Annotated in this window: 12 protein-coding genes; 8 read left to right on the top strand and 4 right to left on the bottom strand. The window is 36.2% G+C overall.

All coding sequences use genetic code 11. The features are described 5' to 3' along the window. The first annotated feature begins 10 nt into the window (after nucleotides 1–10). From FNE73_RS05090 to FNE73_RS05105, 4 genes are all read left to right on the top strand, one after another. The gene (locus FNE73_RS05090) at nucleotides 11–1,813 is read left to right on the top strand and encodes an Ig-like domain-containing protein (protein ID WP_143883678.1); all 1,803 of its coding nucleotides are present in this window, start codon (nucleotides 11–13) and stop codon (nucleotides 1,811–1,813) included. An 18-nt stretch (nucleotides 1,814–1,831) separates the two neighbouring features. Next, complete coding sequence (locus tag FNE73_RS05095; RefSeq protein ID WP_143883679.1) at nucleotides 1,832–2,365, top strand: hypothetical protein; 534 nt, start codon at nucleotides 1,832–1,834, stop codon at nucleotides 2,363–2,365. Between the two features lie 362 nt (nucleotides 2,366–2,727). Further along, nucleotides 2,728–3,144 carry a nucleoside-diphosphate kinase gene (locus FNE73_RS05100; RefSeq protein WP_089741181.1) on the top strand — a complete coding sequence of 139 codons (417 nt, stop codon included), beginning with the start codon at nucleotides 2,728–2,730 and terminating at the stop codon, nucleotides 3,142–3,144. Nucleotides 3,145–3,705: 561 nt separating this feature from the next. Then, nucleotides 3,706–4,332, top strand: coding sequence for a DUF4082 domain-containing protein (locus FNE73_RS05105; protein WP_143883680.1), 627 nt, complete (start codon nucleotides 3,706–3,708; stop codon nucleotides 4,330–4,332). A 72-nt stretch (nucleotides 4,333–4,404) separates the two neighbouring features. Here FNE73_RS05105 and rpe read toward each other — a convergent pair whose 3' ends face one another. Both rpe and chrP read right to left on the bottom strand, forming a co-directional pair. Further along, complete coding sequence (rpe, locus tag FNE73_RS05110; protein ID WP_143883681.1) at nucleotides 4,405–5,055, bottom strand: ribulose-phosphate 3-epimerase; 651 nt, start codon at nucleotides 5,053–5,055, stop codon at nucleotides 4,405–4,407. 335 nt (nucleotides 5,056–5,390) lie between these two features. Further along, nucleotides 5,391–6,467, bottom strand: coding sequence for a chryseobasin maturation metalloprotease ChrP (chrP, locus tag FNE73_RS05115; protein ID WP_143883682.1), 1,077 nt, complete (start codon nucleotides 6,465–6,467; stop codon nucleotides 5,391–5,393). 53 nt (nucleotides 6,468–6,520) lie between these two features. On the opposite strand from chrP, the gene FNE73_RS05120 reads away from it, so the two are divergent. Together FNE73_RS05120 and FNE73_RS05125 are read left to right on the top strand one after the other, a co-directional pair. Next, a complete protein-coding gene (locus tag FNE73_RS05120; protein WP_143883683.1) occupies nucleotides 6,521–7,225 on the top strand; it encodes a DUF4294 domain-containing protein in 705 nt (234 codons plus the stop codon). An 8-nt stretch (nucleotides 7,226–7,233) separates the two neighbouring features. Continuing rightward, nucleotides 7,234–7,647 carry a hypothetical protein gene (locus tag FNE73_RS05125; RefSeq protein WP_143883684.1) on the top strand — a complete coding sequence of 138 codons (414 nt, stop codon included), beginning with the start codon at nucleotides 7,234–7,236 and terminating at the stop codon, nucleotides 7,645–7,647. Here the strand turns inward: FNE73_RS05125 and FNE73_RS05130 are convergent. Together FNE73_RS05130 and mnmD are read right to left on the bottom strand one after the other, a co-directional pair. Beyond that, nucleotides 7,634–8,056: an NUDIX hydrolase gene (locus FNE73_RS05130; protein WP_143883685.1), complete on the bottom strand. Its 423-nt coding sequence runs from the start codon at nucleotides 8,054–8,056 to the stop codon at nucleotides 7,634–7,636. The two genes, FNE73_RS05125 and FNE73_RS05130, sit on opposite strands and share 14 nt — an antisense overlap. Nucleotides 8,057–8,178: 122 nt before the next feature. After that, nucleotides 8,179–8,853: a tRNA (5-methylaminomethyl-2-thiouridine)(34)-methyltransferase MnmD gene (gene mnmD, locus FNE73_RS05135; protein WP_143883686.1), complete on the bottom strand. Its 675-nt coding sequence runs from the start codon at nucleotides 8,851–8,853 to the stop codon at nucleotides 8,179–8,181. Between the two features lie 84 nt (nucleotides 8,854–8,937). On the opposite strand from mnmD, the gene FNE73_RS05140 reads away from it, so the two are divergent. After that, nucleotides 8,938–10,008 carry a branched-chain amino acid aminotransferase gene (locus tag FNE73_RS05140; RefSeq protein WP_143883687.1) on the top strand — a complete coding sequence of 357 codons (1,071 nt, stop codon included), beginning with the start codon at nucleotides 8,938–8,940 and terminating at the stop codon, nucleotides 10,006–10,008. 191 nt (nucleotides 10,009–10,199) lie between these two features. Beyond that, nucleotides 10,200–13,031: an excinuclease ABC subunit UvrA gene (gene uvrA / locus FNE73_RS05145; protein WP_143883688.1), complete on the top strand. Its 2,832-nt coding sequence runs from the start codon at nucleotides 10,200–10,202 to the stop codon at nucleotides 13,029–13,031. The last annotated feature ends 138 nt before the right edge of the window (nucleotides 13,032–13,169 follow it).

Consider the following 13,169-nt stretch of genomic DNA (forward strand, 5'->3'; position numbering starts at 1 on the left):
CTATTGTGTGATGATAAAGTCTCTCTCAGCCCTTATCGGGCTAAGCATATCTATTTGCGTCTATTCTCAAAAACCGGTTTCAACAATTTATTCTGACTTCGGCGGCTTTTGGCAAAGTACTACTTCTCCGGCTACTCCCAATAACAATCATAATCTACTGGCATTCACATGGGATGCTGATGGAAGCGGAACGGTTTATTCACCGATTACTTACAGTACCGGCGTGAATGATGCTGTTCTTAATACAAATGGAGTGGTTTTTCAGGCGGGAACTTTCATTTCTTTGCCAATTTATAATATTCCTACTCCGGGAAGCAATACTTTTATAGGAGTAGGACAAGCATTTGGAGGGAATGGCAATGTTTCTCCTGTTCCGGTAAATAATAATCTTGTGGAATATCTCTCTGACGGATTGAATGGATTAGGACTCGGAACTGCTATCTTTAATATTCCTCAGGGTTCAAGCATCAGCTTAAATACAATGGGCATTGTGCCGTCGTCAATAGGTGACGGTATACCAGATCTTATTTTTACACAAATGGGGGAGCCTTCCGGAGCTAATGATACTTTTTATTTTACAGATGCAAGTAATAATATCATAGGAAATACGTATTCTGTTGCATTTAATAGTGTACCCGTAATAGGTAACGCCTGCTGGAAGTTTTATAATGCCAATACAACTCCTCCGACTTATAATTCAAGTATTTCAAGTAACTGTACCCGTGCGATAAGAGTTTTGGCAGCTGACTGGTCAGAATTTGGTATTACGAGTGCTAATTATTCTCAGGCGATAAAATTGGTACAGACTTTTTCCGGTACTTCAGATCTTGCTTTTATTGGAGCTTATAATGAAGATTCTATCACCTTTGCGGCGAGTATCAACGGTTCTGTTTATAATGATAATAATGCTGGGGTTCCTGATGGAAATGCTTATCAGGGTGCAACGGTGAGATTGTTTAATAATGGTACTGAAATCAGGTCAACGGTTACTGATGTCAACGGATTTTATTATTTTGATAACATCAATACCAATACTTATCAGGGACCTTATGCAGTAACGCTTACTGTACCTTCAGGATTTGCTGTTGTAGGGAATAAAAGTGGTACAACCAGTAATAGTCTTAATGTTAATCTTACCAATAGCTCCTCCAGCGGAAATAATTTTGGAATCAATCGGCCACCGGTGGCTGTAAATGATAATTATTCTGTGCCAAAAAATACGCCGAAAACCTTTAATATTCTTGCGAATGATTATGATTTTAATTCAGGCTTATTAGTCGCTTCGACTATTAATTTAGTACCGCCTTCCGGAGCTTCATCAGTCGTAAGTCAGAGTGGTGCTGTAAAAAGTTTTTCTGTGTCAGGACAAGGATCCTGGAGCGTGGATAATAGTGGTTTATTAACTTTTACGCCAGAAAATAATTTCTTCAATAATGCTTCTGTTGTAAACTATACAGTGAAAGATAATGCGGGACTTACCAGTAATATTGCTTCAATTAATATTGCTGTTGATTACTGTTTCAAACCTGGAATTGGCGGTACTCCCGATGCTTATACAAATGTGGGTATTTCTACGCTTTCTCAGAGATACAGAAACTGGCCTGAAGGTCCGGGACTGAATCAGGGCGGAGTTCCTAATGGCTTTTTAGCATTAAATTCTACCAACAAAGGAATGGTCATAACCCGGGTGGCAAATACTGGACTGATTAGCCAGCCTCAAAAAGGAATGATTCTCTACGATATTTCTGCTCAATGTGTGAAACTTTATGATGGTAATACATGGAAGTGTATCAAACGAAGCTGTAATGATTAATACTTTTAAATTTTTATAATGATTAAATATATTCTTCCTCTATTAGTTGCAGGATTGGCAAACGCACAGGTAGCAATAGGTAAAGCTGAAGTGTCGGGAAGCAGTTCTATTCTGGAATTTGCCGGAAATGTTACGAATACCACAAATTCTCGCGGAATAATTCTTCCTGCAGTAAACTCTTCACCTGTTTTTCCGGTGGTTTCACCATCTACCAATAATCCTCAGAACGGCACATTTATTTTTGACAAACAATCAAGAAAAGTCAGAATGTTTGAAAATGGAAGTTGGATAGATTTGTCTGATGAAGGAAATTCTGGCAGTATTATTCCTGTTGCTGGGTCAGAGGCAGGATCTGGTGTGATTATCGGTGCTCAGAATACCACTGCGCAAGGCGTTCTCGTACTTGAGTCGGCAGACAAAGCGCTTGTATTGCCCCATATCAGCAATCCGCATCTTACAGTAAAAAGTCCATATCCCGGAATGATGTGTTATGATATTGTAAGTGATTCTCTGGCAGTCTATGATGGCATCAACTGGAATTTTTGGAAATAAACTAAAAATTCGTTTCAAGGTTATTGATTATCATTAAAATAAAAACCCAGCCGAAGCTGGGTAAAAACTAATAACCATGAAAACTCAAATTAAACATGAGAATCGCTATAGTAATAACAATTTGTATGCCAAAAAACCAGCAGTTTTTTCATAATAAATGTTATAATTTGTTAAAATATTTTAAAGTTTTAAACTGATACTTATTTTACGTTAGCCAGTTATAATAAAGGTTTTCTTTTATTAATATTTTAATTTAATTATGCCGAAATCATAGCAGGTTTCTTTAATAAAGAAAATAACAAAACCGGAAATATTTCTTTCATTATTTTTTGTACTTTTGCGCCATTAAAAAACATTTATTTATGTCAAATATTACGTTTACAATGATTAAGCCTGATGCAGTTGCAGATGGTCATATTGGTGCTATTTTAGGGAAAATCGCTGAAGGCGGATTCAAAATTAAAGCATTAAAACTTACGCAGTTAACTGTAGCAGATGCAAAAAAATTCTATGAAGTGCATGCCGAAAGACCTTTCTATGGTGAATTGGTTGATTTTATGAGTTCAGGGCCAATCGTTGCGGCTGTTTTAGAAAAAGAGAATGCTGTTGAAGATTTCAGAACATTAATTGGTTCTACAAATCCTGCAGAAGCTGCAGAAGGTACTATCAGAAAAATGTTTGCAAGAAGTATAGGAGAAAATGCTGTTCACGGTTCAGATTCTGATGAAAATGCACTTATTGAAGCTCAGTTTCACTTTTCAGGCAGAGAAATTTTCTAAGAAAAGATTATTTTACATACTACATAAATCCGGAATTTTTTTCGGATTTTTTATTTAACCTGAGTTCGGGATAAGTTTTCTTAAACGCAATGTTAACAGAGGGATTCAATTATCAGGAATTCAGTTTTAAATATACACAAAGGCACTTCGACTACGCTCAGTATAAACTTTAACTTATCAAAGTAATACCATTTTGTCTTTTTTCCAATAAACGAAGTGCCATTGTTTAGCTTAAAACTTTCGAGGTTGTTTTAAATTGTCAAACTGCTTGTATGTGACAATTTGTCTTCACAAAAATACCGTGTTTTTACGGATAGTTTTCAATCTCAAATTTGCGCATCTTTACGAAGTAAAAACAAATAAAAGCTAAGCATCAATTTTCAAAAACTAATAACCATATAATTCTCTTTTATTTGTGAGAAAAGACAGTTTTTTTAAGCTGTCTTTTTCTTTTGCCATAGTTTTTTGGGGTAAACAACTGCTCCTGAAAAGGTGTTTTTCCTTATGATATAGTTTTGATTTTGAGTCAACTTTGTCTCATTAATTTTAAAATAAAAAATCATGAAAAATTGGAAACACATTCCGGCAAAAATGTCCTTAGTTAAAAATTTAATTTTATCATTAAGCATATCTGTAGCTGCAATTTCGGTAAGCTGCAGTAAAGATGATGAAGCCGAACAGCCTGTACCAGTAGTTTACGCAGAAGAAAATCCTTTGGCGAAATATTATGAGAATACAGGATTTACGACATCTTCAGATTTTATTAATGCAGGAGATTACGAATTCGGACTCGCTTTTACACCGAAAGTGAAGGGTAAAATCAACGCTTTGGTTGCAAAACTTCCTGCGGCAAACTCAAGTCTGAGGGTTACTATATGGGATTATGCCACTAAGACAGTAATAAGATCTGAAACAGTGAATGTAGGATCTGCCAATACCGAGATTGTAAAAAGTATTCCTGAACTGGTTTTGGAAAAAGATAAAATGTATCTTATATCAATGAATTCAAATGATTGGTATAAAAGAAATAAACCAGATAATTCTAATACGGTATATCCTGTAACCGCCGGAAACATTGTTTTTTCTGAATACAGATGGGTTTCAGGTACAGCACAAAACTGGCCTACCAATGTATCTTCTAATTACAATGCAGGAGATTTAAGCTTTAAATTCCAGCAAATTGATTAACCAATTATTCTTATATATTAACAAAAAGGCTGTTTCAACATTGAAACAGCCTTTTTAAGTCATAAAATCATATTAAACTTTCAGTAGTTCAATAGTCCGTTCCGGAGATTCTGCAGAGAAAACTGCATTTCCGGCAACTAAAACATCTGCTCCTGCATCAAATAATTTCGAGGCATTGTCCAGATTAACCCCGCCGTCAATTTCAATCAACGCTGTGGAATTGTTGCTGAGAATTAAATCCTTAGTTTCAGCGATTTTTTTGTAGGTGTTTTCAATAAACTTTTGTCCGCCAAATCCAGGATTGACACTCATCAGCAAAACAAGATCTACATCTGCAATAATATCTTCCAGCATAAGAACAGGCGTAGAAGGATTCAGTACGACTCCTGCTTTCACCCCTTTGCTTTGAATATGGTGGATGGTTCGGTGAAGATGGGTGCATGCTTCATAATGTACTGAGATAAGATCTGCTCCGTGATCAATAAATTCATCAATATATTTTTCTGGTTCTACAATCATCAGATGGACATCTACAAACTTACTGGCATGCTTCTGCACAGTTTTCATGACCGGAAATCCAAATGAAATATTCGGGACAAATCTGCCATCCATTACATCAATGTGAAACCAGTCTGCCTGAGAATTGTTCAGCATTTCGATATCTCTTTGCAGATTCCCGAAGTCTGCGGATAAAAGGGAAGGAGCAATAAGCTTCGTTTTCATTTTTACTTTTTATACTTAATTTAGATTTATATTTTAAAAAGGATTAACAAAAATAAAATAATACAGTAAAATACTCACTGATACAATTACTTCGATTACTGTTAATTTAATGTTGTTAATTTTAATCACTAACAGTCTGTCAATTATATAAAGTACTAATGGAACGACACTAAAGATCAGCAAGATTTCCAAAATCATATTGTAAGCCGAACCAATTTTAGGAGGATCAAACAGTTTATAAAAAATTAAGAAAATGATATAAGTAAAATATAGCAAACTTACAATTGATATAAATGTTGGCTTCCTAATTAAATAATAAAAGACAGTTTTCACTATTAATGGTATTTCAGCTTCATTTCCGGTGTGATTTTCAGAATCGTTTCATAAATCAGCTGAATAACATTTCCCACATCTTCTTTCGCAACCATTTCTACTGTTGTGTGCATATAGCGCAAAGGTAAGGAAATCAGCGCACTCGGCACACCGCCGTTAGAATGGGCAAATGCATCAGTATCTGTTCCGGTTGCTCTGCTTGCAGCGGCTCTTTGAAAAGGAATTTCTTTTTCTTTTGCAGTTTCGATGATCAGTTCCCTTATCTTATGATGTACACTTGGCGCAAAAAATACTACAGGACCATTTCCACATTTTTGATCTCCTTCTTTTTTCTTCTCAATCATTGGAGTAGTTGTGTCATGGGTTACATCAGTAACAATAGCAATATTGGGCTTGATGGTATCCGCAATCATATCAGCTCCGTAAAGACCTACTTCTTCCTGCACAGAGTTGGTAATATATAATCCGAATGGAATTGTTTTTTTATTTTCTTTTAGAAGTCTTGCTACTTCTGCGATCATAAATCCGCCGATTCTGTTATCCAAAGCGCGGCATACAAAATACCGGTCATTCATTTCAAAAAACTCATCGGGATAGGTAATCATACATCCTACAAAAATTCCCAGATCTTCTACTTCCTGTTTTGATGTAGCTCCGCAGTCAATAAATATATTTTCAATTTTAGGAGTAGGTTCGTTCTGGTTGGTACTTCTGGTGTGTATAGCAGGCCAGCCAAAAACTCCTTTTACAATTCCTTTTTCTCCGTGAATATGCACAACTTTTGACGGTGCAATAGTCTGATCAGAGCCACCGTTTCTTATAACATATATCAATCCGTCATCTGTAATATAGTTTACATACCACGAGATTTCATCGGCGTGAGCCTCAATCACAACTTTAAATTCTGCTTCAGGATTGATGATTCCGTAGCAGGTTCCGTAATGATCAACTTCAATTTTATCTACAAAAGCAGTGATGTATTCCATCCATATTTTTTGTCCTTCATGCTCATAGCCTGTTGGTGATGAGGTGTTTAAGTATTTTTCAAGGAATTTGATTGATTTCTTTTCAAATTTCATATAAAAGGAATGATTTTTGTTGTTAAAATTTGCTATTAATACCTGTAAAAATAATGAAATTTCATAAAATTGCCCTCCTTTTTCTGATCTTTTTGGGAGTGCATATATTTGGGCAGCGAGATTCTGTAATTACTAAGTCATTGGATCAATATCCTCAAGACCTGCTTCAGAAGGATGAATTTGGAAATCTGTATTATTACGATGAAAGGCAGAAAGCAAAAATCTACGAAATCAACGGTGAAACGGTGGTAGTAATGGATGAGCTTACGCTTTTAAACAAACCCAGATTCAATAATCAGTTAGATAAAAATTATTATTTCTTTCTTAATAAAAAACTGTACAGAGTATATCCTCTTTTTTTAACAGCATTGCAGCAGTACCGCGATATTAAAGTGGAAATGGATGATATGAATACTTCAGCAAGACGTAAATATGTAAAAGACAGGCAGAATATGCTTGCTGATCAGTATGAAAAGCAGTTAAGAGATCTAACCACAACAGAAGGCCAGGTTTTTGCAAAGCTGATGAACCGTGCTACCGGTAAAAATGTTTTTGAGATTATAAAGGAACTTCGTGGAGGATGGAGTGCTTTCTGGTGGAATCTGAAAGGTAAAATGGCAGATATTGATTTGAAAGATCAATACAATCCTCACAGAAACCGAACTGATGAATATCTGGAGTCTTTGCTGCAATCTAACTGGAACTCGGGTTATTTGGAACCCTATCCTGGAGCAAAAGATTTTAGAGTTTCAAAATAAAGCGTTTAATGAAAAAGATAATTATTGTTTACCTTGTCACATTTGTAGCAGGCTCTTTATTTTCCCAGCAGCTAGGAAGAGGGGATAAGAATTCTGAAGTTGATAAGAATGATTGTATCACTTTCATAGATGAAGAAAAAATCAAAAGTAAGGTTGGATCTGACCGAAGATTGATTGGCTTTATTCCCGGAACTTTAGGCAGGGATAAAAAGAACAGACCTCCGCTGAATTGTGAGACAAGTCACGGAAAAATTACAATCTTCTACATTGTAAATAAAAATGGTGTTGTAATTTATGCAAGAAGAGATGCCAGTCTGGAAGATGTGTGCGTAGTTTCTTCGGTTGTCGGCTGGGTTCAGAAATACGTAAAAGCAGAGAGGTCCTCAGACTTGTCTTATGGCAGATATACTATTGATATTTAAATCGTTTTTTTAGTTTGTCAAAAACTATTCTGTCAACCGGCAGTGTGAAAGGATTTTCTTCCTGATCAATAGGAATCCATTCTGTTTTTTCGATGCACGGATCCAAAATAATAAAGTCTTCTTCGTTAATGATGTTGACAAGATAATACACTGTGATCAGCTGTTCATTATCCCTGAATCTCGAAACCAGAAAATCTTCCTGAGTATAAAGATGTTCAGCAATTTCTATGTTTACATTCAGTTCTTCCTCAAATTCTCTTTTAAGACATTCCGTCAAGCCTTCGCCATATTCCAGTCCGCCGCCGGGAAATTTCATTAAAGGCTGTCCGGCATATTCTTCAAAAAGGGTCAGAACTTTCATATCCTTTACAACGCATGCATACACTCTTACATTAAAGCTGTTGATCATAATAATAATTTGTAGAGCTAAAATAAGGAAAAATATTTTGAAACATATACCGAAAGCTGAAAGTGAACGTATATTATATACCTGATAAAAGAATGTCCGGGTTATAAATTTTCGGTTCTTTACTATAATTTAACAGCGTTAATCATCTCTCTCTTTCCTGGAGGTCCCTGTTTTTTTTCTATTTTAAAATTAAGCTCTTCCAAAATTCTTCTCACGCTGCCTTTTGATGAGTAAGTGGTAAGCAACCCGTTTGAATCCATTTTCTCTGAAACCATTTCAAATAAAGGTTTTTCCCACAAATCAGGCTGTACTCTTGCTCCGAAACAGTCAAAATAGACCAGGTTAATTTTTGGTAAATCAATATTTCTGAGATCAAAGAAGTCACATTGAATCTTTTTCAGGTGGAAACCTTTAATGATTTCTACTGAATTTTCCCATTCGCAGGTATGAATTTTATGATAAATATTTTTTAATTCAGGATTATCAAATAATTCAAAATAGGCAAGATCCTTAATTTCCGATTCATTTATGGGATATTTTTCAAGAGAATAATAATTGATGATATGATTTTTGTCAGTTTTTAAATATTCATTAATTGTTACTAAAACATTCAAACCTGTTCCAAAACCGAGTTCTAAAATGTTAATTTCGTAATCATAAATTAAATTCAATCCATTTTTAATAAACACGTGTTCTGCTTCCTGCAATGCTCCGTGGTGAGAATGGTAGTTTTCATTTAATTCGTTGATGAATAGGGTTTTACTGCCGTCTTTTGTGGTTTTTATTTCTCTGTTCAAGGTATTTTTTTTCAAATTTAACCTAAAATTTTTATATTTAAAAAATTATGTTAAATTTGTAGAACATCATAAAAATTTTAAGAAATGATAATTCAAAAAACTGAAAACTCCAGAATTTCTGCTTTCGATCCTAATAATTTTTCTTTTGGTAATACTTTCATCGATCATATGGTGATCTGTGAGTACGAAAACGGAAAATGGGGCGAGGTAAAATTGGTTCCATACGGTCCTTTGCTATTCACACCGGCGATGATGGGAGTAAATTACGGACAGGCATGCTTTGAAGGAATGAAAGCCTACAAAGACAAAGACGGACAGGTTTTCCTTTTCAGGCCTGAGAAGAATTTTGAACGTATCAATAAATCTGCAAAGCGTCTTGCAATGCCAGAAGTAACTGAAGAAATGTTTCTTGAAGGATTAAAAGCATTGGTAGATATGGATAGAGACTGGATTCCTCAGGGTGAAGGAATGTCTTTATATATAAGACCGTTGATCTTCGCTACCGAAGAAGCTCTGAAAGCAAGAGTTGCCAATAAATATATGTTTGCTATTGTAGCTACACCGGCAAAAATGTACTATACGGAACCTGTTTCTGTAAAAATTTCAGATCATTATTCAAGAGCGGCTAATGGAGGAGTAGGATCTGCGAAAGCGGCAGGAAATTATGCAGCAGCATTTTACCCTACGCAATTAGCCATCGAAGAAGGGTATGAGCAGATTATCTGGACAGATGATGCAACACACGAGTATTTTGAAGAAAGCGGAACTATGAATGTTTTCGTAAGAATCAATGATACTATTTTCACACCGCCTACTTCAGAAAAAATTCTTGACGGTGTAACAAGAGACAGCTTTATTCAGCTTGCGAAAAAGAGAGGAATAGAAGTGAAGATAGAGCCTGTAAAAGTAAAAGACGTAATAGAAGCTCAGAAAAATGGAACTTTAAAAGAAGTGTGGGGAGTTGGGACCGCTGTAGTTACCACTGTTTTCCAGGCGCTGGGTTATAATGGAGAAAAACTTGAACTTCCTAGACTTTCGGATGAAGAAAGTTATGCAGTAACACTTAAAAATGATCTTGTAAGCTTGCAGACTAATCTTTCAGAAGACCCTTTCGGATGGAGAGTATTGGTAGATCATGCTATGGAAACTGTATAATCTCTAATAAAATATTGATTGAAGCCGGAATTTTCCGGCTTTTTTTATTGAAGCAATGCTGTTTTGGATTGTAATTTGTTTTAAACTCCAGTATTTTTTCAAAGAGAATAACCGGAAAGTTTGACATCAAAATTACCATAAAATTCCGTAATTTTGCACAGCGTGATTTTCTGGTAAAATCGCTCCAAATTATGAGTAAATCAACAGAATATATAGAAGTTTACGGTGCACGTGAACACAATCTTAAAAACATCAATGTAAAAATTCCGCGCAACGAATTGGTCGTTATTACCGGGCTTTCCGGCAGTGGAAAATCCTCACTGGCTTTCGACACCATTTTTGCTGAAGGTCAACGCCGATACATTGAAACTTTTTCTGCTTACGCAAGGCAGTTTTTAGGCGGGCTGGAACGTCCTGATGTAGATAAAATTGAAGGACTGTCTCCTGTAATTGCCATCGAACAGAAAACCACCAACAAGAATCCACGTTCTACCGTAGGAACGGTTACTGAACTGTACGACTTTCTCCGACTTTTATTCGCAAGGGTTTCAGATGCATATTCACAGACTACCGGAAAAAAACTGGTAAGCTATACCGAAGATCAGATTCTGGAAACCATCAAACAAAATTATAAAGGCGAAAAAATTATGCTGATGGCTCCCGTGGTGCGTTCCAGAAAAGGACATTACCATGAGCTTTTCGTACAGATGGCAAAAAAAGGTTACGGACAGGCAAGAATTGACGGCGAATTGCAGGATATTGAATACGATCTGAAACTTGACCGTTATAAAACCCACGATATTGACATCGTAATCGACCGCTGGATTATTGGAGAAAGTGCTTCTGAAGCCAGAATGGAAAAATCTCTACGTACCGCCATGGAAATGGGAGAGGGCTTGATCGGCATTCAGAAATTAGGCAGCAATGAGATAGAATATTTTTCTAAAAATCTGATGGATGCAGAAACCGGTCATTCTTTGGCATTGCCGGAACCGAATACGTTTTCTTTTAATTCACCGAAAGGAAGCTGTCCCAATTGCAAAGGTTTGGGAACCATCAAAAAAATCAATACCGATTATTTTGTTGAAAATCCTAAATTATCAATTAATCAGGGAGGTTTGCTGCCTTTGGAAGATATTAAATCAAACAAATATATTCTTTCCCAAATTAAAAATATTCTGGAAATCTTTGGACTGGATTTATCAACAGCTTTCAAAGATATACCGGAAGAGGCGCTGGATTATATTTACAACGGATGTCATAAAGAATTCAATAAAGATCTTAAATACGCAGGAATTACCAAAAAGATAAAGGTAAGTTTTGATGGGCTGATTCCTTTCATGGAAGAAATCATTGAGGAACGAGAATCTTATGAAGCCATCATGCTGGAAAGACATTTTACAACGGAAGAAACCTGTCCGGTATGTAAAGGAACCCGTCTTCAGCAGGGAAGTCTGAGTTTTAAAATTGATGGAAAAAATATTGCGGAAGTCAATGCTTTGAGTTTAATTGATCTAAAAGAATGGCTTGCTGACGTAAAAGATAAATTTTCTGAGAAAAATAAAATTATTGCTCATGAAATTTTAAAGGAAATAGAAACCAGATTGCAGTTCTTGTTGGATGTAGGTCTGGATTACCTGAGTCTGAGCAGAAGTTCCAGAACGCTTTCCGGTGGAGAATCCCAAAGAATCCGCCTTGCAACACAGATCGGTTCGCAGCTGGTAAATGTTCTTTATATTTTAGACGAGCCAAGTATCGGGTTGCATCAAAGGGACAACGAAAGGTTGATTAATTCATTGAAAAATCTTCGTGACATCGGAAATTCCGTTTTGGTGGTAGAACATGATAAAGACATGATTCTGGAAGCTGATGAAGTTTTAGATATTGGTCCGAGAGCCGGGAAATTTGGCGGAGAAATTCTTTGGCAGGGAAAACCTGAAGATCTGGTAAAAGCTGATACGATTACAGCGCAATACATCAACGGAAAAAGAAAAATAGAAATTCCTGCGGAAAGACGAAAAGGAAATGGTAAAAATATTGTGTTAAAAGGTGCAACCGGAAACAATCTTAAAAATGTTACGCTTGATATTCCTTTAGGAAAACTGGTGGTGGTTTCAGGGATCTCCGGAAGTGGAAAATCTTCATTGATCAACGGAACTTTGTATCCTATTCTTAACAAGCATTTTTACAGAGCTGTTCAGGAACCTTTGCCGTATAAAAAAATTGAAGGTCTTGATAATATTGATAAAATAGTAGATGTAGACCAGACTCCGATTGGAAGAACCCCACGTTCAAATCCTGCAACCTATACAGGAATGTTTACCGATATCCGAAATCTTTTTGCCGAATTGCCGGAATCTAAAATCCGAGGCTACAAGCCGGGAAGATTTTCTTTCAACGTAAAAGGCGGAAGATGCGAAACCTGTCAGGGAGGCGGTTTGAAGGTTATTGAGATGAATTTTTTACCCGATGTGTATGTTCACTGTGAAACCTGCAACGGAAAACGTTTCAACAGAGAAACGCTGGAAGTCCGTTACAAAGGGAAATCAATTTCTGATGTATTGGAGATGACGATTGATGAAGCCGTAGAGTTTTTCCAGCCGATTCCTAAAATTTTCGCAAAAGTAAAAACGCTGCATGATGTAGGATTAGGATACATTACTCTTGGACAGCAGTCTACCACGCTTTCGGGAGGCGAAGCGCAGCGTATCAAGCTGGCAACAGAACTTTCGAAAAGGCAGACCGGAAACACTTTATATATTCTTGATGAACCGACAACCGGACTTCATTTTGAAGATGTAAAAATTCTGATGGAAGCCATTAATAAACTAGTTGAATTGGGCAACTCATTCATTATTATTGAACATAATATGGATGTCATTAAATTGGCAGATCATATCATCGACGTGGGTCCAGAAGGTGGAAAACACGGCGGACAAATTGTTGCACAGGGGACACCTGAGGAAATTGTAAAGTCTAAGAAGAGTTTGACGGGGAAGTTTTTGAAAAAGGAAATGGAATGATAATATTTCCTTTTTTAACATTTCATTACCACTCTTCGTTTTGTTTTGCTCGTAAAGACTCGCTGCTTTTATTAGGAGGAGCAAAACAAATAACTAAGTAATCCAAAGAATAAATACTATGAGCCCGGTTTTATATAT

The organism is Chryseobacterium binzhouense (assembly GCF_007474545.1).
Classification (GTDB): Bacteria; Bacteroidota; Bacteroidia; order Flavobacteriales; family Weeksellaceae; genus Chryseobacterium; species Chryseobacterium binzhouense.

What these genes read in the sequence shown, in the direction of transcription:
- FNE73_RS05090 (WP_143883678.1), top strand. Translation starts at nt 11, where the DNA reads ATGATAAAGTCTCTCTCAGCCCTTATCGGGCTAAGCATATCTATTTGC.
- FNE73_RS05095 (WP_143883679.1), top strand. Translation starts at nt 1,832, where the DNA reads ATGATTAAATATATTCTTCCTCTATTAGTTGCAGGATTGGCAAACGCA.
- FNE73_RS05100 (WP_089741181.1), top strand. Translation starts at nt 2,728, where the DNA reads ATGTCAAATATTACGTTTACAATGATTAAGCCTGATGCAGTTGCAGAT.
- FNE73_RS05105 (WP_143883680.1), top strand. Translation starts at nt 3,706, where the DNA reads ATGAAAAATTGGAAACACATTCCGGCAAAAATGTCCTTAGTTAAAAAT.
- rpe (WP_143883681.1), bottom strand. Translation starts at nt 5,055, where the DNA reads ATGAAAACGAAGCTTATTGCTCCTTCCCTTTTATCCGCAGACTTCGGG.
- chrP (WP_143883682.1), bottom strand. Translation starts at nt 6,467, where the DNA reads ATGAAATTTGAAAAGAAATCAATCAAATTCCTTGAAAAATACTTAAAC.
- FNE73_RS05120 (WP_143883683.1), top strand. Translation starts at nt 6,521, where the DNA reads ATGAAATTTCATAAAATTGCCCTCCTTTTTCTGATCTTTTTGGGAGTG.
- FNE73_RS05125 (WP_143883684.1), top strand. Translation starts at nt 7,234, where the DNA reads ATGAAAAAGATAATTATTGTTTACCTTGTCACATTTGTAGCAGGCTCT.
- FNE73_RS05130 (WP_143883685.1), bottom strand. Translation starts at nt 8,056, where the DNA reads ATGATCAACAGCTTTAATGTAAGAGTGTATGCATGCGTTGTAAAGGAT.
- FNE73_RS05140 (WP_143883687.1), top strand. Translation starts at nt 8,938, where the DNA reads ATGATAATTCAAAAAACTGAAAACTCCAGAATTTCTGCTTTCGATCCT.
- uvrA (WP_143883688.1), top strand. Translation starts at nt 10,200, where the DNA reads ATGAGTAAATCAACAGAATATATAGAAGTTTACGGTGCACGTGAACAC.